This window comes from Curtobacterium sp. PhB142 (genome assembly GCF_004341255.1).
Lineage (GTDB): Bacteria > Actinomycetota > Actinomycetes > Actinomycetales > Microbacteriaceae > Curtobacterium.
Window position 1 is genome coordinate 39,101 of record NZ_SLUT01000012.1, and the last position, 19,623, is coordinate 58,723.

General features: G+C 67.3%; 27 protein-coding genes. 9 read left to right on the forward strand and 18 right to left on the reverse strand.

Annotated features, from left to right (window positions below; genetic code table 11):
- Window positions 1–246 precede the first annotated feature (246 nt).
- The gene (gene mobF, locus EDF31_RS18210) at window positions 247–4,026 is read right to left on the reverse strand and encodes a MobF family relaxase (RefSeq protein WP_165901487.1); all 3,780 of its coding nucleotides are present in this window, start codon (window positions 4,024–4,026) and stop codon (window positions 247–249) included.
- A gap of 376 nt (window positions 4,027–4,402) precedes the next feature.
- Here mobF and EDF31_RS18215 point away from each other — a divergent pair, with 376 nt between their 5' ends.
- Window positions 4,403–4,843 carry a hypothetical protein gene (locus EDF31_RS18215; protein WP_207896292.1) on the forward strand — a complete coding sequence of 147 codons (441 nt, stop codon included), beginning with the start codon at window positions 4,403–4,405 and terminating at the stop codon, window positions 4,841–4,843.
- A gap of 279 nt (window positions 4,844–5,122) precedes the next feature.
- Here EDF31_RS18215 and EDF31_RS18220 read toward each other — a convergent pair whose 3' ends face one another.
- The 10 genes from EDF31_RS18220 to EDF31_RS18265 form a co-directional block, all read right to left on the reverse strand.
- Window positions 5,123–5,620, reverse strand: coding sequence for a hypothetical protein (locus EDF31_RS18220; RefSeq protein WP_131847296.1), 498 nt, complete (start codon window positions 5,618–5,620; stop codon window positions 5,123–5,125).
- Complete coding sequence (locus EDF31_RS18225) at window positions 5,617–5,835, reverse strand: hypothetical protein (RefSeq protein WP_131847298.1); 219 nt, start codon at window positions 5,833–5,835, stop codon at window positions 5,617–5,619. Before EDF31_RS18225 ends, EDF31_RS18220 begins: the two co-directional genes overlap by 4 nt.
- A complete protein-coding gene (locus EDF31_RS18230) occupies window positions 5,832–6,176 on the reverse strand; it encodes a hypothetical protein (protein ID WP_131847300.1) in 345 nt (114 codons plus the stop codon). The genes EDF31_RS18225 and EDF31_RS18230 overlap by 4 nt, the downstream gene beginning before the upstream one ends.
- Window positions 6,177–6,247: 71 nt before the next feature.
- Window positions 6,248–6,496 carry a hypothetical protein gene (locus EDF31_RS18235; RefSeq protein ID WP_131847302.1) on the reverse strand — a complete coding sequence of 83 codons (249 nt, stop codon included), beginning with the start codon at window positions 6,494–6,496 and terminating at the stop codon, window positions 6,248–6,250.
- Window positions 6,493–6,777: a hypothetical protein gene (locus EDF31_RS18240; RefSeq protein WP_131847304.1), complete on the reverse strand. Its 285-nt coding sequence runs from the start codon at window positions 6,775–6,777 to the stop codon at window positions 6,493–6,495. The genes EDF31_RS18235 and EDF31_RS18240 overlap by 4 nt, the downstream gene beginning before the upstream one ends.
- A gap of 17 nt (window positions 6,778–6,794) precedes the next feature.
- Entirely contained in the window at window positions 6,795–7,238 is a 444-nt protein-coding gene (locus EDF31_RS18245) for a hypothetical protein (protein ID WP_131847306.1), read from the reverse strand.
- Between the two features lie 5 nt (window positions 7,239–7,243).
- Window positions 7,244–7,492, reverse strand: coding sequence for a glutaredoxin domain-containing protein (locus EDF31_RS18250; protein WP_131847308.1), 249 nt, complete (start codon window positions 7,490–7,492; stop codon window positions 7,244–7,246).
- 355 nt (window positions 7,493–7,847) lie between these two features.
- Complete coding sequence (locus tag EDF31_RS18255; RefSeq protein WP_131847310.1) at window positions 7,848–8,309, reverse strand: hypothetical protein; 462 nt, start codon at window positions 8,307–8,309, stop codon at window positions 7,848–7,850.
- Between the two features lie 108 nt (window positions 8,310–8,417).
- Window positions 8,418–8,969: an LPD29 domain-containing protein gene (locus EDF31_RS18260; protein WP_131847312.1), complete on the reverse strand. Its 552-nt coding sequence runs from the start codon at window positions 8,967–8,969 to the stop codon at window positions 8,418–8,420.
- 85 nt (window positions 8,970–9,054) lie between these two features.
- Window positions 9,055–9,261 carry a hypothetical protein gene (locus tag EDF31_RS18265; RefSeq protein WP_131847314.1) on the reverse strand — a complete coding sequence of 69 codons (207 nt, stop codon included), beginning with the start codon at window positions 9,259–9,261 and terminating at the stop codon, window positions 9,055–9,057.
- Window positions 9,262–9,594: 333 nt separating this feature from the next.
- Between EDF31_RS18265 and EDF31_RS18270 the strand changes: the two genes are divergently transcribed.
- Together EDF31_RS18270 and EDF31_RS18275 are read left to right on the forward strand one after the other, a co-directional pair.
- Window positions 9,595–9,885, forward strand: coding sequence for a hypothetical protein (locus tag EDF31_RS18270; RefSeq protein ID WP_131847316.1), 291 nt, complete (start codon window positions 9,595–9,597; stop codon window positions 9,883–9,885).
- 387 nt (window positions 9,886–10,272) lie between these two features.
- On the forward strand, window positions 10,273–10,674 hold the full coding sequence (locus EDF31_RS18275; protein ID WP_131847318.1) for a hypothetical protein: 402 nt from the start codon (window positions 10,273–10,275) through the stop codon (window positions 10,672–10,674).
- A gap of 323 nt (window positions 10,675–10,997) precedes the next feature.
- On the opposite strand, the gene EDF31_RS18280 is transcribed toward EDF31_RS18275, so the two are convergent.
- Entirely contained in the window at window positions 10,998–11,291 is a 294-nt protein-coding gene (locus tag EDF31_RS18280) for a hypothetical protein (RefSeq protein WP_131847320.1), read from the reverse strand.
- Between the two features lie 80 nt (window positions 11,292–11,371).
- Between EDF31_RS18280 and EDF31_RS20205 the strand changes: the two genes are divergently transcribed.
- Window positions 11,372–12,205, forward strand: coding sequence for a G5 domain-containing protein (locus tag EDF31_RS20205; protein WP_243650143.1), 834 nt, complete (start codon window positions 11,372–11,374; stop codon window positions 12,203–12,205).
- A gap of 188 nt (window positions 12,206–12,393) precedes the next feature.
- Here the strand turns inward: EDF31_RS20205 and EDF31_RS20420 are convergent, their stop codons facing one another.
- From EDF31_RS20420 to EDF31_RS18305, 4 genes are all read right to left on the reverse strand, one after another.
- A complete protein-coding gene (locus tag EDF31_RS20420; RefSeq protein ID WP_243650144.1) occupies window positions 12,394–12,687 on the reverse strand; it encodes a hypothetical protein in 294 nt (97 codons plus the stop codon).
- A 298-nt stretch (window positions 12,688–12,985) separates the two neighbouring features.
- The gene (locus EDF31_RS18295) at window positions 12,986–13,738 is read right to left on the reverse strand and encodes a metallophosphoesterase family protein (RefSeq protein ID WP_131847322.1); all 753 of its coding nucleotides are present in this window, start codon (window positions 13,736–13,738) and stop codon (window positions 12,986–12,988) included.
- 163 nt (window positions 13,739–13,901) lie between these two features.
- Window positions 13,902–14,378 (reverse strand): DUF4411 family protein, encoded by a 477-nt coding sequence (locus tag EDF31_RS18300; protein WP_131847324.1) that lies wholly within the window; start codon window positions 14,376–14,378, stop codon window positions 13,902–13,904.
- Window positions 14,375–14,713 carry a hypothetical protein gene (locus tag EDF31_RS18305; protein WP_131847326.1) on the reverse strand — a complete coding sequence of 113 codons (339 nt, stop codon included), beginning with the start codon at window positions 14,711–14,713 and terminating at the stop codon, window positions 14,375–14,377. Before EDF31_RS18305 ends, EDF31_RS18300 begins: the two co-directional genes overlap by 4 nt.
- A gap of 129 nt (window positions 14,714–14,842) precedes the next feature.
- Between EDF31_RS18305 and EDF31_RS18310 the strand changes: the two genes are divergently transcribed.
- Window positions 14,843–16,005 (forward strand): IS3 family transposase gene (locus EDF31_RS18310; RefSeq protein WP_131847328.1). Its coding sequence is split into 2 segments (ribosomal slippage): window positions 14,843–15,125 and window positions 15,125–16,005, totalling 1,164 coding nucleotides; the frame shifts between segments, so codons are not numbered across the junction.
- 341 nt (window positions 16,006–16,346) lie between these two features.
- On the opposite strand, the gene EDF31_RS20095 is transcribed toward EDF31_RS18310, so the two are convergent.
- Window positions 16,347–16,517 (reverse strand): hypothetical protein, encoded by a 171-nt coding sequence (locus EDF31_RS20095; RefSeq protein WP_165901488.1) that lies wholly within the window; start codon window positions 16,515–16,517, stop codon window positions 16,347–16,349.
- Window positions 16,518–16,527: 10 nt separating this feature from the next.
- On the reverse strand, window positions 16,528–16,914 hold the full coding sequence (locus EDF31_RS18315) for a hypothetical protein (RefSeq protein WP_131847330.1): 387 nt from the start codon (window positions 16,912–16,914) through the stop codon (window positions 16,528–16,530).
- A gap of 110 nt (window positions 16,915–17,024) precedes the next feature.
- Here EDF31_RS18315 and EDF31_RS18320 point away from each other — a divergent pair, with 110 nt between their 5' ends.
- From EDF31_RS18320 to EDF31_RS18335, 4 genes are all read left to right on the forward strand, one after another.
- Complete coding sequence (locus EDF31_RS18320; RefSeq protein WP_131847332.1) at window positions 17,025–17,231, forward strand: hypothetical protein; 207 nt, start codon at window positions 17,025–17,027, stop codon at window positions 17,229–17,231.
- A gap of 258 nt (window positions 17,232–17,489) precedes the next feature.
- Window positions 17,490–17,783 (forward strand): WXG100 family type VII secretion target, encoded by a 294-nt coding sequence (locus EDF31_RS18325; RefSeq protein ID WP_027467101.1) that lies wholly within the window; start codon window positions 17,490–17,492, stop codon window positions 17,781–17,783.
- A gap of 87 nt (window positions 17,784–17,870) precedes the next feature.
- Entirely contained in the window at window positions 17,871–18,176 is a 306-nt protein-coding gene (locus tag EDF31_RS18330) for a hypothetical protein (protein ID WP_027467100.1), read from the forward strand.
- Complete coding sequence (locus EDF31_RS18335) at window positions 18,176–19,615, forward strand: hypothetical protein (protein WP_131847334.1); 1,440 nt, start codon at window positions 18,176–18,178, stop codon at window positions 19,613–19,615. The genes EDF31_RS18330 and EDF31_RS18335 overlap by 1 nt, the downstream gene beginning before the upstream one ends.
- Window positions 19,616–19,623 lie beyond the last annotated feature (8 nt).

Below are 19,623 nucleotides of genomic sequence, written 5' to 3' on the forward strand. Positions count from 1 at the left end.
CCCAGCCGCGACCGCTCTGTTTCGGAGGACCGCGCGGGCTTCAGCTCGCGCGGAGTCGCTTGCGGCCCGATACGCCGTGAGGCGCTGCTCGAACGCCCGCAGATCCGAGTGGACATGCTCAGGGGTTCTCGGAAAGGCTCTGCGCCACCAGCTCAGCACGTGCCGACCCACACCCACCAGGACAGACCACAACACCCCCACGCGAGCATTCTGGCACCACCCGCCAACCCAACTGCCCGGTCCGCGTTAGCGTTCTCGTTCATTGTCGCGGCTCGGCGGCTTCGGGAGGTCGCGGCTCGTCGTGCTGTCGTCCGGCCGAACGGTCGGCACCTGCCGGCCGTGAGCCTGTTCCCACGCCTCGCGGCGTCGCCGAGCGTCGTCGGCGTTGCGGCCACGGATCGCAGCAAGGCGGTCCTTCCGGTCCGCTGCCTGCTCACGAAGGCTCTGTGACTTGTGCGACGCGACAACACGTTCCTGCAGGTCCTTCCCGACGCCCTCATCGCGTCGACCGACGGGGATGGCCTGGGTCTCCGCGAGGGGGACGTTGTGGCGGTCGCGGAAGGTGTCGACTTCCGCGGCGAGCCGCACCCACGCCGCTCGCCGATCGGGCTCGGCGGGCACGGAGCCGAGCTGCGCTGCCCAAGCGGGCTGCTCAGCGGCCATCGCTTCACCGCGCTCCATGAGACGGGCGCGGAGGTGGTCGTGGCGTTCCTGGAGCTCGTCCCGCCATGCCTGCGGGAGGTGGGGCGACCGGATGGGTGCCGTGTCGGCGATCCACGTCGGGACGGCCCGTTCGACGGCGGGCTGTGGGTGTTCCTGTTTCCACTGCTTCGTGAGGGCAGTGATGCGGGAGCCGAGTGCGGCTGGGACGTTGTCGACGTCGTCGACGGGACGTTCTGTCCATGCCCGGTAGAGCACGTCGGCTGGGTCGAGCCCGGCCCGCTCCGCGCGGCGCATTGCGGTGACGGTGACACCCCAGGTGTCCTCGCCACCGAGGGTGTTAGTGACGTCGGGGCCGAGCGCTTGTTCCGCGGCTGCGGTGAAGCGGATCCGGTCGGCCTGCTGGGTGAGGTCGGCGTACTGGTCGGCGAGGGTCACGATGCGATCCGCGTCGCGGTGGGTGATCCGCAGCTGTTCGCGTGCGGTGAGGTTCGGGTCGACGTTCCCGGCGATCTTCGTCAGGACGTCGCGCATGTCCTGGCCGGGTTCGGTGATGACGGCGAAGGTGTTGCTGTGGCGGCCGCGGGTCCCGCCGACGTACGCGGCGTTCCGGGTGGTGGATGCGTCGACGATTTGCCACATGGTGTCGCCGGTGTTGCCCTGCTCGCCGTGGGTGGTGCGTGCGTAGCCGAGCTGGGTGTGGTCTTTGACGTAGTCGGCGGGGAGGCGGAGCTTTCCGCCGTGGCCGGCGTGGACGACGTCAAGGGATCCGTCCTGGTTCACGTGCTTCACGGTCCAGCGGTCGCCGTTCTTGACGAACTCCCGTCCCCGGAGGGTGCGCTGCTTGTAGTCGTTCTTCCGCGTCACGATCCGGTCGCCGGCGTGGGCTTGGAATCCGTCCATCAGATTCGCCCCACGGCGGCCGGACACCTCGCCGGTAGTGAACCGGTACGCCTGGGCGCGGGCGTTGAGCTCGGCGATCTGCACACGGGTCGGGGCGGCCATGAGGGCGTCGAGCCCCTGGTCGATGTCCTGTTGCCAGCCGCCAAAGACGTGGTCGGCCATCCGGTCCGCGTCCCCGCCGACGACGCGGTCGTTGGCGAGATGCCACGCCCACGGGTCCTTAACCGTCGGGTCGCGCAGGAGCAGGGTGGCGGCGGCTTCGTCGGGGTTGCTGAACCGGTGGAGCTCGTCGAGGTATGTGGCGCCGACTTCGTGCTCGAGGAGGCGGAGCATGCCGCCGGAGGCGACGGCGTCGAGCTGCTTGTCGTCGCCGATGAACCGCACGTGCGCGCCGGTGAGCTCGGCGATGCGGACGACTTTGGCGAGGTTCACTGTGCCGGCCATGCCGGCTTCGTCGACCACGATCACGTCCCCACGAAGCAGGTCGATGTCGCCCGTGATGGACTTCGCCTCGAGCAGCTGCTCGAGGGTGGTGCCGACGAGGAACTTGTCGAGCGTGACGGCGCGGATGCCGACGGCGTCGGACATGACCGCGGCCGCCGCGGCGGACGGGGTCAGACCGATCATGCGGCCGCCTTCGGCTTCGATCGCACGCGCGGCGACCTTCAGCGCGGTCGTCTTGCCGGTGCCGGCGGGCCCGACACCGACCAAGACCCGCAGGGGGTCGCATGCGAACGCCGCGGCGAGAGCGGCCTGCCCGTCGTCGAGGTGCGCTCCGTGTTCCGCCCGTGCGGCGGCGAACGTCTCCGCGCGAACGGGGCCGATGGTGCGATCTTTCGCGGCGTCGAGGATGATCGCTTCCGCGTCGAACACGGCCTGCGAGGAGAACACCACGGCACCCTTGGAGGCGTATGGGGAGGATCCGTCGCGCATCGCGACGGGCTGGAACGCGCCGTGCGCCGGCGGCGGGGTCAGGCGGATGGAGTGGCCGTCGATGACGGTCTTCGTGATGACCGCGGCACCGGTCTTGCCGTCCAGGCCCGGCATGCCGCGGTGTTCGTTCACCCACTGCTCGGCGGCGATCTGCACGTTGTTGACGCCCCACATGGACCGATCCTCGGACACCCTCGCGAGGATCGCCCGTGCGGCGTCCTCCGGGTCGAACGGGGTCTCCTGGTCAGAGCCGAGACCGCGGCCGAGGAGCGCACCGACCTCGAGGTCCTGACGTCGGGTGCTCTTCCGGGCGGCGGTGAACCAGGTCTTCGCGACCTCGGCGACGGGGCGGCTGTGCTCCTTCTTCGGCCGCGTCGCGAGCACCGCCTGCTGGGCGATCTTGCGCCTCGTGGCACGGTCAGGTGAACGGCCGTGGTCGCGTCGGTAGTCCCGCTCGAGGTCCGCGGCGACCTTCCGGGAGTCACGCGATCTAGTGGACGATTCGGCGATCAGGTCGTCGCTGACGCCCGCGAGCTCCACTACCGGGGGGTCACCGGCGCGGAGGACACGGGCGCGGGTGGTGGCGCCGGTCAGTTCGCAAACGTAGTCCATGACGGCACGGTTGTGGATCGCCGCGGCGGCCATCGCCTGCCGGTGCAGCAGCTTCGAATCCAGGGTCCGCCACTTCCCGTCGGAGCCGAGGACACGGTTCGCGACGACGACGTGGTCGTGGAGCTGCGGGTCCCCGGAGCGGGAGTCATGGTGGCGGAACTTCGTCGCGATCAGCCCACCCTCGACGTCGAGCTGGCGGACGCCGTTCACGCCGGCGCGGGTGGCGATCGCGTTCTCCTCAAGCCACGCGATCGAGTCAGCGATCGCGCGCTCCTGGGCCTGCTCGATGAGCCGTGCGGTGGCGTGGTCGTCCTGCGCGATCGCGGCAGCCCACGCGATCGACACCGACTTCGGCGGCGAGAACGTCAAGTCGATCCCCGAGACGGTGTTCCGGTCGGAGCGGGTCGCGGCGGTGATGAACTTCCCGAGTTCTTCGCCGTCTGCAGGCGGTCGGCCGTTCGCCTCGCGGAACGCCTGCAGACCGACAGCGGTGCGCAACTGCGCGCGTTCCGACGCGTCGGGCTCCCGGTGCCGGGTGCGCTCGAACCGGTCCTCGGCCTCCTTGATCGCGGCCGCAAGCTTCGTCGACGACGCCGACATGCGGTGCGGCGCCCGGCCCAGCCGGGCGTCCTTCTCCGCGTCCTCGTAGCTCTTCCCCGCCTCCATAGCGCTCGCGACCATCGCCTCCGCGTCCGGGTGCAGACCTTCACCGAAGAGGGCCTTCATCTGCGCCTCGGAGACCTCACCGGCCATGCCGAGCAGACCGATCCCGCCACCGACCCACTGCCCCGGAGGGTTCCCCTCGACGGTGTAGTAGTCGCCGATCTCCCGGCCCTGCGCACGCCGCACGTCGCCGGTCGCGACCTCCGACGTGTAGTACGTGTAGCCGTCACCCGTGGACAGAACGTGCAAGCTCATCGTCATCAGCAGCCCCCCAGAGCGGGACGGTATGCGGCGGCGAACATGCGGCAAGGGTACCCCACTCATTCATAATGCCAATGGTGTGACAGCTAGTGGACCGAAGGATGAGGGGAACTTGCACGCGAGCTAGAGTGAGCGCGGATGCTGGTTGAGACCATGAAAACCAGATGCTTCGACGGCTGAGGAACGAAGACTGTCGTTGCAGCTGGTTGGGAGTGCGTCGAGGGCAGCATCCGAGCCAGAACCGCAGTCCGGTTCTGGCTCGGATGAACACGGCCCGGCGACCGCCGGTCCGCTTCCGGCCGCTCACGGTCGGTGTAGTGGCCGTTAGGTCGTGACAGGGCGGCCGGGCGGATGATTGGGAGAGATCGACATGGCCGAGAACCGGAAGTCAGCGAAGCAGACCGCTGCCCGTAAGGCGGCGCGGGAACAGGCAGCGCAGCGCGCCGCGGAGTTCCGCCGCCGGCAGGAGCAGCTTGAAGAACTCGCGGTCGAATACTTCGTTGCCGTCGACGCAGTCGCGGGCATCGAGGCGGCCGCGGAAGAGCGCATCGCCGCGATCCGTGCCGAGACCGAGCAGCAGGTCGAAGCGTCCCGCGCGGACGCAGCCGACATCGTCGGGCAGATGCTCGACACCAAGGTCACCCGCGACGAGGTCGCCGAACGCCTGGGCCTGCCCGTGCGCGAGGTGAAGCGCCCCAAGCGGGGCACGGCCACGTCCACTGCTGAGCGGCCGGACGAATTGCCGGCGGTCGATGACAGCGCACGAGCGGACGAGTGCGACGTCGATCGCGGCGAAGACCCGGCCGCGTGATCATGACTCTCGCCGCGTGCGGTTTCGCCGGGCCGCTCAGGTAGCGGGGCGCACGGTGGCTGCCCGCTCAGCAATGATCGTGAGCTGCGACGCGTTCGGCTGCGATCGCGTCATCATTCCGATCGCGACGGCCGACGACACCAGCAGTCGCGCCGAAGCACGATCGTTCGCACGCGAACACGGATGGTCGACCGCGGACACCTCCAGCAGCTACACCGATCTCTGCCCCACACACGCGGCCACCCCACGCGTCGGGTAACGCACGCGGCTGGGCTGCGTTCACCAGAGAGTCGGTGTGTCCGACTCGATCCCGGTCTTGTGCGCGGCGATCGCGGCGGGATCCCAGCCGTGCTCGCGGAACGCCGCCCGGAGCGCACGCGACAACCGCACCCGCTCCGCACGCGCGATGCCCGCCGTGCGGATCGCGGTCGACCCGTTGCGGTGCCGTCCGCGCTGCACCCGCTCGAGCATGTTCCCCCGATGCGTTCCCGTCGCCAGGTGCGACCACTCCGCGTCAACGTCGACGTGCACACACAACGGCACGTCACACGCGTGCAGCAGCAACACCTCCGGCAGAAGCGCGACACCGGTCAGATGCTCGTACAGCCACCGCTGCGGCCGCATCGCCCGCTGGCCACCGTCGGGTTGCGGGACCCAGAAGCGGCCGTACCCGTCGTCACCGATCGCGCCCGTCCAGATCCAACAGTCCGCCGCTCCCGGCCCTTTGACCACGTGCGACCAGAACCGTTCCGGAGCGGCCGACGTCGACCTGGTCACGTGTCGGCCCCGCCCCGGTCCTGTTCGGCGTCAAGGTGCGCGAGCCCGGCTGCGAGTGCGGCGTCGACTGTCATCGTCTCGGCGGCGACGCGACGGACGTACTCGCGGAGTACCGGGTCCGTGACCTGATGGCCTGCAGCGCCGAGCGCCGCGTCCGCGAACTGCACCCGCCGGTCCACCTCGGCCGCGGACACACCACCACGATCACCACTCATGCGCGCCCCGCAGAATCGGACGGTTCAGCGTCGTCGGGATCCACCCAGTGCAGTAGCCGCATCGACGCACCCTGGTAGCGGCCCTTGTTCGCATGGATGGCGCAGTCATGGTTGTCGTGGTCGTACGCGGCCCGGTAGTACCGGTCGGCGTCGAAGTCCGCAGCGTTGAACGCGTTCCACGCCGCGTCCACCTCCGCCTGCCGTGACTCATACCCCCACCGTTGCCCCTGCCGGAAGATCGCCCACTCCCGCGCGGTGAACTCCCCCATCGGGGTCTCACCCGAACCGCGATCCGCGGGCGGTGCTGCCAACTCGTCGAGATCCGCCGGCGCCGCGAACACGTCCGGAACCAACGGCTGAGGCTCCCGTGTCTCGGCTTGCCGTGCGAACGTGAACGTGGGCTGCGCTGACATCAGGACGCGAGACCGTGGAGCGGTTCCGGGACGGCCGAGCACACGGCCCACACGTCGGCGTCGTAGGCGCGGAGCTCGTCGCCGTTGATCAGCTCGATTCGGCCGTCGGCGGTGAGGCCGTGGAGGGCGCCGGTGACGAGTTCGTGCTGCCACTCCCCCTCGAGGGGGAACCAGCGGATCAGTCCGATGATCTCCCCTGCTGGGATCTCGAACCCCTGCACGCGGACTCGCTTCCGTCCGGCACTCACCGCGGTGCTTCCTGGTCGTCGGCGGAGGGGTGCTGGTACTCGACCCACACCCGGTGGGAGGGTGCCGCCTCGATGCGGTGCCGCCATGCGGCGGTCTCGGCGCGTTCGGCCGCGGTCACGTCGAGGCGCGCGAGGGCGTCGATGTGCTGCAGCACGTCCCGGCGGAACTGCTCCGCGTCGTGCACCCGGATGTGCGGTGGCCGCGCACGAGCAGACGCACGCTGCAGCTCCCGCGACACCGGCCGGGAACGCAGCCACTCGTCGTCGTCGCTTGTCACCATCGTTCTAGTGTCCCTGCTCATGCGCGGGCGTACTGGGGGAACATCCGGTCGATCGCTGCATCGTGGCGGGCGGCGCGGTCGTGCTCGCCGCGGAACTGAGAGATCTCCGCGAACGTCGGGTCCGATGCGAACGGTTCCGCGGGTACGGGTCGGCGGCACAATTCGGCGTAGTACCGGTCGGCGTCGTGCTCGGCCTGCTCGAGGCGGGCCCGCAGCGAGGCGACCTCGGCCATGAGCTCCGGCGCAGCCATCTGAAACCCGACCATGAACCCGGCCTCGTAGACCTGCCGCTGCTCGTCGGACAGTTCCCATCCGTGGACGTGCTCGGTCGGGTCGGCGGTGGCCTGGTCGATGGCGCGGAACGCGGTGACGGTGTCGCCGGCGTAGAGCTCGTCGACGGCGGCACGGGTCGCCGGCTGGATGACGTCGGGGCGGACGGTGGTCGGACGTTCGAGGGTCATCGACATCACGCGGCCGCGCTCGAGGCGAGTTCGCCGATCTTGTCGGGGCGGAACCCAGACCATGCGCCAACTTCCGTGTCGGTGATGACGATGGGGGCGTTCATGCCGAGGGTGGTCTTCCACTCGTCGATCTGCGCCTGGTCGACGTCTTCGAGGTGGGCTTCGGTGTACTCGATGCCGGCGGATGCGAGAGCACGCTCGGTGGCCTTGCACATGCCGCAGAACCCGGACTTGGTGTACACCGTGATGCTCATCGAAATCACCTTTTCGTAAAGTTTGTGATGCCGGGGGACTCTCCCCCGTTGCATGCTTCTATTCTATAACACGCGGGCCTATATGGGTAGCCTTTTTCGCACATTCTTCTACTATTTTTTACCGGGCGGCACTACTGCTGGCAGGTTGTTGCATATGCATTATCTGGCACCAACGCTTGACGTTTACGAACGCACGGCTGGGGCATCGATCACGGCGGGAGGGCTGGCTATCCCCTGGCGCATTAACGTCGTGCTGCTATTACCGTCACCCGATAGAAATAGCGTGCTGCGCATTCTCTAAATGTGTCACCCCGGCGCTTTTCACCACGTCGCCGACCGTCACCGCCCCGGCGGGTCAGCCCGCGACGGGGTGCGTGGTGCTGGTCGCGATGGTCTGCACGGTGACGTCGTCGTGGTCGCACTCCCAGAACACGGACCGTACTTCGTCGGCGATCGATTCGGGCAGCTGCTCGTTCGTCCACGCCGTCGACGGAAACGACACCGTGACGGTGACAGTCGTCATGGGGACGGTCGACGACGGGCCGTGGCCGGCTCCGCCCCACTCGTACTGCCACGCGAACGCGACCTGGCCGACGGCACCCCCGTGGTAGCGGTCGAACACGGCCCGGTGCTCGTCGTCGGCGTGGCCTGGACCACGGGTGCAGGTCCAGCGGGTGCCGTCGACGTCGTAGGTTGACGCACCGCACACCGGCACGCGGGGGTCGACGTCCGCGCCGGGTGCCAGGTCGGCGGCCGGGGCCTGCGGGTCGGTCTGCTCGTCGGTGAGGTGGGTGGGGCGTTCGTAGGTGATGAACATGAGCGGTAGTCCTTTACAGTGCTGCTGGGGTGCCCGCTTGGTCGGCGGGCGTTCCGTGGGAGATAGGGGGCCGCGTCGCCGTCGCTATCGGCGGCGCGGCCTGCTCGGCTACTGGCGTGCTGGGGCCGGTGTGAGGTCAACGTGCTGCAACAGGAACCGCACCGCAGACCAGGCGGAGAGGTGCGAGCGGTCCCAGGCGTGCCAGCCGTCGTTGAACTCGCAGCCCTGCCCGTCCGTGATGTCGCGGCCCTCGACGAGGACGCCGGCGTCGTCGCAGAGGACCAGGTGCGGCATGTTGCTGGACTCGCGGACAATCCGCTGGGCTTCGATGTGTCCGGCTGGGGTGAAGTCGCGGGCGGTGTTGATGCCGTCGCAGCCGTACTGGACTTCGGTCGGCATCTCCCCCGCCTCCCCAGCGATCAACGTGGTGCCGTGGTCGGTGTAGGTGTCGGCCATCCCGTCGAACGAGCGGCCCTCGTACTTGCCGCAGATCTCGTCGACCTGCGCACTGGTGGGGCCGTCTTCGTGGTGGACGTTGATCCACGCGGCCGCGGTGCCGGTGGAGCAGCGCACGGAGAACTTGATGCCCGGGAACCGGGTGCGCAGTTCCTTGCGGAGCAAGGCCGCGACGGCCTTCGTGGGGAGGATGGTGGTAGTCATGGTGGTGCCGGTTCCTTCGGGATCGGTTGTGGGAGAGTGATTCGGGCGGCCGGGACCAAATTCGTGTTGGTCCCGGCCGCTTTGCTCACTCCCGGCCGCTGTCGTGGGTGAAGGTGTCGACGAACGTGGTGAAGTGCGGACCTGCGACCGTGGCGGTGTGGGTCAGCTGGTACCCCTGACGGGCGCGGACCCGGAGGTCTTCGTCTCGTTCGGCGATCTTCGCCAACTGGCGCGGAATGTCGTCCTCGTCCACGACCGGGACGATGGTGGTGACGGTGTTAATGTGCTGCATTGGGTTTCCTCTCTCCCTCTCGTTGTTTTGCCTGGAAGGCGACTTGTCGCCGCTAGGACGGGAGGGTGCAGTGCAACCCGAAGGGCGGAGGGGAGAGAATTTCGGCGCGAAATAAGCGAAGCGCGTGCCGGAAATCTCGGAGGATCCGGCGGCTTGCGGCTTGCCGCTTGCCGCTTGCCGCTTGCCGCTTGCGCGGAACCTGGACGTCCGTACGCTGCCGAAGGCTTCCAGGCAAACCAACTGCCCGAAGGGCCCACAGTGCCGGCGGAGCCGGTTCCACCCGGAGCGCAGCGACTCCCGGCCTCTGGCCGGAAGCCTTGGGATACTCGTCCCATGAGCGAGCACGCCGGACACCCCGCCCCGCGGCAACGCCGGCGCCCGTTCCGAGCGATCGGCCGGTTCTTCGACTCGGTCGGGCCCTTGCTCGACTTCCTCGGCGTCCTCGCCGGCCTGGCGCTCGTCATCAACCTGCTGATCCGTGCGCTCAGCGGCGAGCACTTCGGCATGTTCGGATCCACGACTTTGTGCAACATCGCACGAAGTGAGGCACAATCATGCGAGCGCATCGACGATGCGGTGGAGCGCTGCTATGGGGGCGCATCGTCGATGCGTGCTCCGGCCTGAGGGGAGTCGATGGTGTTGTTGCGGAAGCATGCTGAAGAGATGCGTGACATGTACGCGAACGAGATCGCGGCCACCGTCCACGGCGGCGCGACCCCGTCTCCGCTGCAGGTGGAGTCGTGGGCACGGTATGACGTCGCGGCACGCGGCGGAGATCCCGCGGCCGCCTTCCCCTCGTCGGGGCCGACACAGAACTGATCGCTGCAGGCAGCTACCGCACAGTCCATGCTGGTGGCGGTGGGAGCTTGGCCAGAAGCAGTGGACGTGAAGCGAGTCGGTCGGGCATGGTTGCTGGTGCCGGTTTCCCTCCCCTGGGGCCGGCGCCGGGGCGGGAACTCTTTCTGAGTGATCGTGCGTACTCCCGCCCCGGTTTCACCTCCCAACGACGGCATGTCGTACAGCAGCGTCGATGGTGCCGCTGGCAGCATCGCCGGTATGGGATCTCGTCGCGGCGGCCGTAGGAAACAGAGCCGAACCCGGATTCAGCCAGCAGACGCGCTGCTCGAGCTGGTACCCAAGCCCCTGCCGTCCGCGGCCGCAGACCCATATGCGGCAGCGACGACCGCGCCGACCGCGATTGTCGTGTCGAACGCGTTCTGGGTGCAGTTCGCTGTACTCGAGCCGTGCGACGTCGCCGGCTGCACCGCTCAGGCCGGTCCGGAAGCGTGGGAGCTACTGGACCTCGACACGGGCGAGGAACCGCCGGGACGGTTCTGCGACGACCACCAGATCGCATGGGCCACCCAGGATCGCTCGTCAACGTCGCCGGCGGCGGATCCTGCGGGCGTCTGAGCGGGATTGATGCGGCGCCGCTCTGCGGTGTCGTCACGGTGCGAGGTCCGTCGAGCAGCGCTGGGGAGCGATGAGGGGCACGCCCCTCATGCGGTGGCGAAGCCGACGCGCAGCCCACGGACGTCGGGAGAGTCCGTGGGACATTTTCGGTGTCGGATGGGACACGAACCGGTGCCGCGTGGGCGTGAGGGCCGCTGGCTGCGACCCTCATGCCGTGTCACCTACTCGGCTGCCGCGTCCTCGCCGTCCGCCTGGTCGGGGTCGGGCTGGATGCCTGCGGCCAACTGCTCGACGTGGCTGAGCGGGTACCCCCACGCGGCCAACTAGTTCAGGTAGCCGCGGGACTCCGCGTCCGGGGTGCGCCACCACTCACGGTTCGCGATGTTCTCGAACCCGGAGAACACCACCGCGAGGGACAGGTGCAGCCCCTTCGTGGGGTGTTCCTCGACCCACTGGGAGAGCGTGTCGCCCTCCCACCCGGTGGTCTCGATGCCGAGCAGCCCGCGGGCGGACACCATGCCGGACGCGTACCGGGTGGCGGCGTGGCGGGTCAGCGCGACCGCGAGGAACCGGGCGGCGTCCTTCGGCGCGGTCTTCCGCCGATGTCGTTGGCGCACAACGCACCCCCGATCTGGGGGAAAGCGTTGAGCTGAGCAGCCCCGCAGACTTGTGCGGTCCTCATCACCAGGGAGCCGCAATGCCTTCACACCGCCCGAGCAGCCACCGCCCGATCGGCACCAACCGCAGGAAGCTCCCCACCGCGACGTGGGTCGGGATCGTCGTCACCTTGGTGCTGGCGCTGATCGCTCTCGCTTCGGGCGGTGTGTGGTCGATGCTCCTGATGACCGCCCTCGTAGTCCTGATCACTGCCGTCTACGGTCTGCTGTTCCGGCGCACCACCTGGCTCAGGCTCCCCCGGAAACGCTCCGCAGCGGCGCTCGGGGCAGGGCTCGCTTTCGTTGTACTCCTCGGCTCTGGATCAGCCTTCGGCGCCGCGCACCCGTCGAGTCCCGCAGCCGATCAGCCGGCGGCGATGGCCGCCTCCCCCGCCCCCACCAAGACACCACACGCGGCGGCGGCGACACCGACACCGACACCGACACCGACACCGACACCGACACCGACACCGACACCGACACCGACGGTAACGACGAAGCTCGTCACCGAGACCGCCAGAATCCCGTTCGAGTCCACGACCGTCGAAAACGACACTCTCGCGCAGGGCACGACCACCGTGACGACCAAAGGCGTCCGCGGCGTCCAGACCACGACGTACCGCGTCACGATCACCGACGGCAAAGAGACCAGACGCCAACAGGTTCGCCAGGAAGTCACCACACCACCAGTGGCGCAGGTCACAAGCGTCGGCACATACGTCGCACCAGCCCCGGCGCCGGCGCCTGCACCGGCACCGGCCGTGCCCGACGGGGGCGGCGCCACCGCTCTCTGTGTTGACGGTTCTCTCTCGTACGCTGCGCACCACCAAGGCGCGTGCTCACACCACGGCGGCGTCGCCCAGTTCTACAAATGATGCGAATCTTGACTGAAGGCGCAACCGTTCCGACCCGCAATGGACACCGGCCCGGAGCAGCCATGGGACTGCTGCAGTCCCCGAGCTGCCTCATCGCGCGTTCGGATCAGGATCGCTGAGTGAGTGAGTGACTGCGATGCGGATCGGGGGGGCGACGCTGGGTTCAGCGAGCAGCGTGCCGTGGTCGTTCATCCATCGGTTTGGCTCCAAAGGATCTCATCGTGTGAGAGCCGTTGACGATTCGTACCGGGTCCCACGACCTCACCAATTGCGTGCGCCGGGACGCCGAATGCTGTCATGCTCGTCAGCTCGAGGTGCCCTGGGAGGGAGAACTCGTGGCTGAGTGCCTCCCTGTCGAATGCTCTGAACTGGTGGGCGGACAGCCCGCGACGATGCGCTTCGAAGGTCATGTGCGCTACTGCCTGCCCGAGGTCGTACCGTGCGAACTCGGAGTACTCCATGTCGCTGTCGATGATGCGCACTTGGGTGAGGTTCGCGACAAGAAGTCCGCGTCCGGCGCCCACTGGGCCGAACTCCGCGCGAGGCGGCGTGAGAACCGCGAGTGTGTGGTGTCTCCGCGAAGGCCAACGATGAAACCCCACGGCTGCGAGTTTCCGGCAGAGGGTGCCAGTCGCGCAGCGTCGAGTACCGCCTCAGCCACGTGCGGGTTTGGCCGGTGACTGTTCTCGAATCGCATAGGGCTGAACCGCGCAGCCGCGAAGCGGTCGGATGGCACGACGATGTCAACGCCCCCCGTTTGAGTATTCCGGCAACGGTTCGCTACTTGCCGCTGCTGGGCATGCGGCCCGTGCGTAGCGCGTACTCGACATCTGGACGCTCGTTCGCGCGCGCGACCTCCGCGGCCGTCTCGATCGGGTAAGCGACGCTGTAAAAGGTGGCTTCCCAAGAGCCGGCCACATCCTCGATAACCGCGAAACGCGCCTCTGGTGAGCCCGCTTCGATCACATGCGGGTGGGGCCGATCGTCGTCGTACGCCGGCCAGCCCACACTTCCAGGGTTCACGACGAGCGCACCGTTGCTGAGCCGCAGCTGCCGCTGCAGATGTGTGTGGCCGCACAGGAGCAGCCGTTCGTCCGGAAGCCCGCCGAGTCGCGCGACGACCTCGTCCATCGTGGCGGCACGGACCCCGTCGGGAGTGACGGTTTCGAGCAGGTACACCAGGTCGTCATCGGGTGCCCCGTGGAACGCGAGAACGCCCGGAACGGGCACCACGCGCGCGGGAAGTGACGCGATCCACTGTCGGTGCGTCGCGGTGATTTCGTCCGAAGCGAGCGAGTCGGACCGGCTCATCTGGTCTCGCGGGAGCTCGAGGAGTTGCCGTTCATGGTTGCCGCGGACGGTGACCGCAGGGGTCCGCATGAGCAGATCGGCAGTCTCCGCGGGTCGGACACCACCAGAGAGGAGATCGCCGAGGTTCACGATGAGATCGATCTGCAAGGAACTAATTTCGTCGAGCACTGCTTCGAGGGCGAAGACGTTCCCGTGGACGTCGGAAATGGCTGCTATCCGCACAAGAAGACCGTAGCAGCGCCACCAAAGACGGTCGGTCGCATCATCATCGGACCATCGCGCAACTCGGAACCCACCGCTGATCGCCCGGCGTAGCCGCATCCTGAACCCCCTCGCGCGCCCGTTAGCGGATCCTCAACCGGGACCACATTCGGTCCAAGGATGATCACACGTTGGAGGAGAACTGCCATCCTTCGGCGCGTGCAAGCGCGAAGAAGTTGATCGTGTCGACCTGTTGTTCGGTGGCGACGGTGGGGATCTTTTGGTTTTGGTCTTGCACGTTGTCGCCAGCGCGGCGTTCCTCTGTGACGATCGTTCGGCCACTGGCCGCTGCGTGTGCGATCAGCCATGGATCCGCGGCATTGGCGGTGCCTTGCACCCAGCCGGGGTGCGCGATGCTGATCGCGTCGACGATCGGGATTTCCTCGGCGGTGATCTCGCAGACGAAACCGGTCTCGTTCTTCGCCCAGCTGTGCAGCTGGTCGCCGCCGCGGGCGAGTTCGTCGAGGACTTCCCGGCAGATGCAGGCGTGCCGGGCGTCGATGAGCGCTTCGAGTTCGGTCCAGGGGCCGGGGAAAATGTCGCGCGGGTAGTGCCGGTTGAGCAGGATGAGGATGTTCGTGTCGAGTGTGTAGTCGGTCACTGGCTACCTCGTCGTTGGTACTCCTGCTCGAGCTTCTCGACCGTGGGGATCTTCGCGCCGAGCATGTAGCTGGCCTCGAGGTAGTCAACGCGGTTCTGGTGCAGGGCTCGCATCACTCGGCCGACATAGGTCGGGCCGAGGTCGCGGTATCGCAGCGTCGCGTACGGCGGGTGGCCGTCGGCGGCGCTGAGCTGGTCGCGTTCGCGCTGCCAGACGTCATCGGACTCCTGCCGAACCTGTTCCAGGTCCACCGTCTCGATCAGCTGCAGGCTGTGTAGGCGGATCGCGGCCGCGAGCGTGCTCACCCCGTACGTGCTGATGACCTGGCGCACCATGTCAGCCCGACCGCCGCGCGTTACGCGTCTTCGCACATCTGCGGCAGGCATCAGTACCTCGGGACTGCTGCAGGTTTGGTTGACTCCTGACGGGTAGGGGCGTTGGCTCCTGCTGGAAGGATGTGCGCCATGGTGAAGGCGTATCCGGAAGAGTTCCGCCGCGACGTGATCGCGGTCGCCCGGAAGGGCGAGACGTCGGTGCGGCAGGTCGCGAAGGACTTCGGCGTGTCCGAGTCCTGCCTGGCCCGCTGGTTGCGGCTCGCGGACCGCGACGACGGCATCAGGGTTGCAGCGTCGCCGTCGGCGAAATTTGTCGAGCAAGCGGAGCTGCGAGACGCGCAGAAACGGATCCGGCTGCTCGAGCAGGAGAACGAGATCCTCCGCCGGGCGGCCGCGTACTTCGCCCAGTCGCAACTCCCAAAATGATCTACCCGCTGGTCCTCGAACTCGCCGACGATCGGATCCCGGTCGCGGTGGCCTGCCGGGTGTTGGGCTTCTCGAAGCAGGCCTTCTATCGGTGGCGTGTCGATCCGGTGACCGATCGCGACTGGGCGGACGCGCACCTGACCAACGCAACGATCGATGCGCACCGCGACGATCCGACGTTCGGATACCGGTTCATCGCCGATGACCTTCATGCTGCCGGCCACCGAGCATCAGAGCGGCGGGTGTGGCGGCTGTGCTCGCAGCAGCGGCTCTGGTCGCTGCATGCGAAGAAGCGCGGCCTGAATCGCAAGGCCGGGCCGCCGGTGCACGACGACCGGGTCCGGCGTGCGTTCACGGCACCAGACCTCGACAAGCTCTGGCTGACGGACATCACGGAGCACCCGACCGGTGAGGGCAAGCTCTACCTCTGCGCGATCAAGGACGCGTGCTCGCGGCGCATCGTCGGCTACTCGATCAGTGACCGGATGCGGTCCTCGCTCGCCGTCGCGGCTCTGCAGATGGCGGTGCACCGCCGGAACCCGTCAGGGACGGTGGTCCATTCGGATCGGGGCAGCCAGGTTCGATCGAAGAAGTTCGTCCGGGCGCTATCGGACGTCGGGCTGCTCGGATCGATGGGGCGGGTCGGCGCGTGCGCGGACAACGCTGCGATGGAATCATTCTTCGCGCTCCTGCAGAAGAACGTCCTCAACCGGAGACGCTGGGCGACCCGGGACGAGCTCCGGCTCGCGATCATCACCTGGATCGAAGCGACCTACCACCGGAAACGGCGCCAACGTGGTCTGGGGAAGTTGACCCCGATCGAGTACGAGACGATCATCAACCCACAGGTCGCACTCCCGGCCTAATCGAACGAGTCAACCAAACCTGCAGCAGTCCCATTCTGTGTGGGTCGATCCTTCCATGACCCTAGCGACCCCGACCGTCGTCGGCAGGGATGCGGTGGGAAGGGAGTCTCGTGCACAAGTGGATGGGGCGATTTCCCGGCGGATGACGTGTCCGACAGCCGATCGGCTACCGCACGCCTCGGCAGTGAATCCGGCGCCCGCGGAGATCTGGGGATCCGGGTGTGTGGTGGTCCACGCTGATCTGCCCGATTCTGGGCACGATCCTTCACACGGTTGTGACGTGAGACGCAACGCGAGAGCCCCAGCACCGTTGGGTGCTGGGGCTCTGTTACGTCATTGCTCTATCGGCGTGGTGACGTCCGCCGTTTGTGTCGAGCGATCAGGGCGTCGCCCGCGATGAGTGCAAGCGCCGAGGCAGCTCCAAGGATGGCGAGCAACCACCAACTGGTGTCGGTGAGGAAGCCGATCAGGCCGAGGACGACGATCGGTACCGCGATGAACTTCAGCAACATCGGATCGACCCTAACTGCTGCAGTTCTTGCGGGCGGTCTTCACGAAGGGCTTCGCGGAGCCGACCTTGGTCTGGTAGCAGGAGTTGCTGGCGTACTTCTTGTTCGAGTAGATCTTGACGATGCTCTTGAAGACTGCCTTCACCGTCACACCTCCAGCGGCGGTGCACAGGACCGCCGCGACTTTTGCCACTGGTGACGGGAGCTTGGTCGTTCCTGAGCAGATGGCGACGGCGCTGAGTCCGGCGATCGCGGTCGCGGCCGTGGCGATCGCCTTCATTTCCGCGCCGGTCAGGTTGATGTAGGCGCCCGGGCTGTAGGGCGTGCCCGTGATCCCCGCGGTGATCTTCGGGTCCGCGACAACCGGGTACGTGACCGGTGCCGCACTGTGGTCAACCACGCACCGATGCCCTCGATATAACGGCAGGCGATGCCGATCGTCCATGACCGCAACCGCTGTTGGGCTCTTGCGCGGTCTTCAGCGTCAACCGGCAGATCGAGATGGACGCGATGAAAGTCACCATGAAGCGCGACTACGGCGCGGACATCGCCGCGCTCCCCGCGTGGCACAAGTACGTCGCCGGCGGCCGTGTCGTCGCCAGCTGGACGAACCCGTTCACCTACAGCCAGGGCGTCAAACAGACCGGGTGGGGCTCGGACCAGGAGCGGGTCCCCGGCGACAAGGAGGCGTCCGGCGCGTTGGTGCACGGTTTCTGAGTCCTCCTTTCGGGGGACCGGACATCCGCTCGGCGCGTCCCGACACGCCGGATGGCCCAGAATTTCATAACGGGTGACATACGAATACCGCTCGGCATCGACCGTGTGCCGGCGGCGATGTACTGGAATCTGCACAATCGTGTGAAGAAGTGCACTCCGCAACACGTCGGGAAACGTACCCCGGCAACCGGTTCCATCGTGAAATAACCTCTGATCTGTCCCTCGATCGGGGGTGCAGACGAACGACAGGAGCAGGCAATGCCCAACTTGAACGTGACCTACGGCGAGATGCAGGACGCCGCGACCCGACTCGTGAACGGTGAGCAGGACATCACCTCGAAGCTGCGTGAGCTGAAGTCGCTGGTGGACTCCCTCATCTCGGGTGGCTACGTCACGGACCAGTCGTCGGTTGCCTTCGGCAGCTCGTACCAGGAGTTCAACGACGGTGCGACGAAGACGATCGAGGGCCTCGAGGGCATGTCGATGTACCTGAACAAGGCGTCCGAGGCGCTCCAGCAGACCGACCAGGAACTCGCGAACGCCATCAAGTAGCGACCGCGAATCGGTCCCGGTCCTCGTCATGACGACGAGCACCGGGGCCGATCCGGTTCCGATCCCGTTCACCGACCAGGAGCAGTCATGGCAGACCTCATCATCACGAAGGAAGTCCTCGAGGACTCGACCACCAAGCTGCAGCACATCTCGGACGAGCTGGAGCACCAGAAGTCCGACGACCGCGCGCTCGACCAGGTCTACGGCCAGCACGACGTGTACAAGGCCATGAACGACTTCTCCGGCGACTGGAAGATCCACCGCAACAAGATGAAGGGCGCCATCGCCGGTTTGCGGGACAAGATGCAGAAGGTCACTCAGAACTGGACGGACCTTGAGCACGACCTCAGCGAGAAGCTCACCACCGAGACGACGGACGCGGGGAACGCCTGATGCCGGTGCGCGAGGGCAACTGGGGTTTGCTCGGCGAGTCCACCGACCCGGTGATCGCGGACACCGGCGTGATGCAGGAGCTCATCACGTACTACAGGGACATGGCGTCGGAGATCACCTCCGAGGCGGCGGTCCTGAAGAGCATCGGCGACGGCGACGACAGCAAGTTCAAGGGCGAGACCGCTGACGCCGTCCGGAAGAAGAGCAAGGAGGTCGCGGAGTCCCTGCAGAAGATGTCAGGCCGGTACGACGCCATCCGGGATGCGCTGACGGGGTACCTGCCGGCACTCGAGGACGGGCTCAGCGAGTCGGCCGCGGCACTGCAGGCAGCGGAGACCGCACAGCAGTCGGGTGCGAGTGCGTCGGCGATGCCGGACCCCTCCGAGAACCGCGCCGACGACGCTCCCCCGCTCACCGACGACGAGCAGGGGCAGATCGACGCGAAGCACGCGGCGACCACCAGGTCGAACGACGCAATGGACGCGGCGAAGACCAAGCTGCGGAACGCGTTGTCGGCACTCGACGGTGCGGGCAAGGCGGCGGCGTCGACGATCCGCGCGGCATGGGACGACGGCCTGCACGACACCCTGGGCGACAAGATCAAGGCGTTCTTCTCGAAGCTGCTGAAGCTGATCGTCAAGATCTTCACGTACATCGGCATAGCCCTGGCTGCGCTGGCGATCCTGATCCCCGGCGTCGGTGTGCTGGCCATCATGGGCGCCGTCGCGGCCGGGGTCAGTCTCGTCGCGCAGATCGGGTTGACCGCGCTCGGTGAGGGGAACGTGTTCGACCTGGTCATGGCGGTCGTCGGCGTGGTCACGCTCGGGGTCGGTGCCGGGATCACGAAGGCGACCTCCGTCGCGGTCGGCAAGGGCGTCACCGCCGGCAAGACTGCGATCCAGAACGCCACGAAGGTCGACCTCGGGAAGATCTCGAAGATCCGGGACGCCGCCATCAAGGACTGGACGAGCGCTGGGTCGGCAACCAAGGTGCGGTACGCCAACCAGCTGGGCAACGAGGTCAGGACGAACGGGTTGAACAAGCTGGACGACTTCGCCGGCAAGTTCAAGGACAACCCGAACTGGTGGAACATCCCGAAGGTCGGCACGACGATCAAGAACGACTGGGCCACGATCTCGAAACAGTTCGGTGCCGACCGGTTCACCAGGCAGGGCTTCACGAGCTGGGCGGAACGGATCGGCGGCGTCGACTTCCAGCTACTGCGGAACGACCTCGGCAAATTCGGCGGCGCCAACGGGCTCGGCACGCTGGTCGGGAACGCCCCGAAGTGGCACACCTACGTCAACGGCGGGATGGCCGTGTGGGGCAAGAACTACTCCATCGCCGGGCTCGTCATCAACCCGATCGGCGACGGCGCGGACAAGAAGCGTCCGTGGACCGACGACTGGAACGCGATCAAGCACCCGATCGCCGTCTGAGAGCAGCG

What these genes read in the sequence shown, in the direction of transcription:
- EDF31_RS18250 (WP_131847308.1), bottom strand. Translation starts at nt 7,492, where the DNA reads ATGAGCATCACGGTGTACACCAAGTCCGGGTTCTGCGGCATGTGCAAG.
- mobF (WP_165901487.1), bottom strand. Translation starts at nt 4,026, where the DNA reads ATGAGCTTGCACGTTCTGTCCACGGGTGACGGCTACACGTACTACACG.
- EDF31_RS18215 (WP_207896292.1), top strand. Translation starts at nt 4,403, where the DNA reads ATGGCCGAGAACCGGAAGTCAGCGAAGCAGACCGCTGCCCGTAAGGCG.
- EDF31_RS20095 (WP_165901488.1), bottom strand. Translation starts at nt 16,517, where the DNA reads ATGTTGCTGAAGTTCATCGCGGTACCGATCGTCGTCCTCGGCCTGATC.
- EDF31_RS18260 (WP_131847312.1), bottom strand. Translation starts at nt 8,969, where the DNA reads ATGACTACCACCATCCTCCCCACGAAGGCCGTCGCGGCCTTGCTCCGC.
- EDF31_RS18240 (WP_131847304.1), bottom strand. Translation starts at nt 6,777, where the DNA reads ATGGTGACAAGCGACGACGACGAGTGGCTGCGTTCCCGGCCGGTGTCG.
- EDF31_RS20205 (WP_243650143.1), top strand. Translation starts at nt 11,372, where the DNA reads ATGCCTTCACACCGCCCGAGCAGCCACCGCCCGATCGGCACCAACCGC.
- EDF31_RS18320 (WP_131847332.1), top strand. Translation starts at nt 17,025, where the DNA reads ATGAAAGTCACCATGAAGCGCGACTACGGCGCGGACATCGCCGCGCTC.
- EDF31_RS18325 (WP_027467101.1), top strand. Translation starts at nt 17,490, where the DNA reads ATGCCCAACTTGAACGTGACCTACGGCGAGATGCAGGACGCCGCGACC.
- EDF31_RS18335 (WP_131847334.1), top strand. Translation starts at nt 18,176, where the DNA reads ATGCCGGTGCGCGAGGGCAACTGGGGTTTGCTCGGCGAGTCCACCGAC.
- EDF31_RS18245 (WP_131847306.1), bottom strand. Translation starts at nt 7,238, where the DNA reads ATGACCCTCGAACGTCCGACCACCGTCCGCCCCGACGTCATCCAGCCG.
- EDF31_RS18305 (WP_131847326.1), bottom strand. Translation starts at nt 14,713, where the DNA reads ATGGTGCGCCAGGTCATCAGCACGTACGGGGTGAGCACGCTCGCGGCC.
- EDF31_RS18265 (WP_131847314.1), bottom strand. Translation starts at nt 9,261, where the DNA reads ATGCAGCACATTAACACCGTCACCACCATCGTCCCGGTCGTGGACGAG.
- EDF31_RS18275 (WP_131847318.1), top strand. Translation starts at nt 10,273, where the DNA reads ATGTCGTACAGCAGCGTCGATGGTGCCGCTGGCAGCATCGCCGGTATG.
- EDF31_RS18330 (WP_027467100.1), top strand. Translation starts at nt 17,871, where the DNA reads ATGGCAGACCTCATCATCACGAAGGAAGTCCTCGAGGACTCGACCACC.
- EDF31_RS18225 (WP_131847298.1), bottom strand. Translation starts at nt 5,835, where the DNA reads ATGAGTGGTGATCGTGGTGGTGTGTCCGCGGCCGAGGTGGACCGGCGG.
- EDF31_RS18270 (WP_131847316.1), top strand. Translation starts at nt 9,595, where the DNA reads ATGAGCGAGCACGCCGGACACCCCGCCCCGCGGCAACGCCGGCGCCCG.
- EDF31_RS18255 (WP_131847310.1), bottom strand. Translation starts at nt 8,309, where the DNA reads ATGTTCATCACCTACGAACGCCCCACCCACCTCACCGACGAGCAGACC.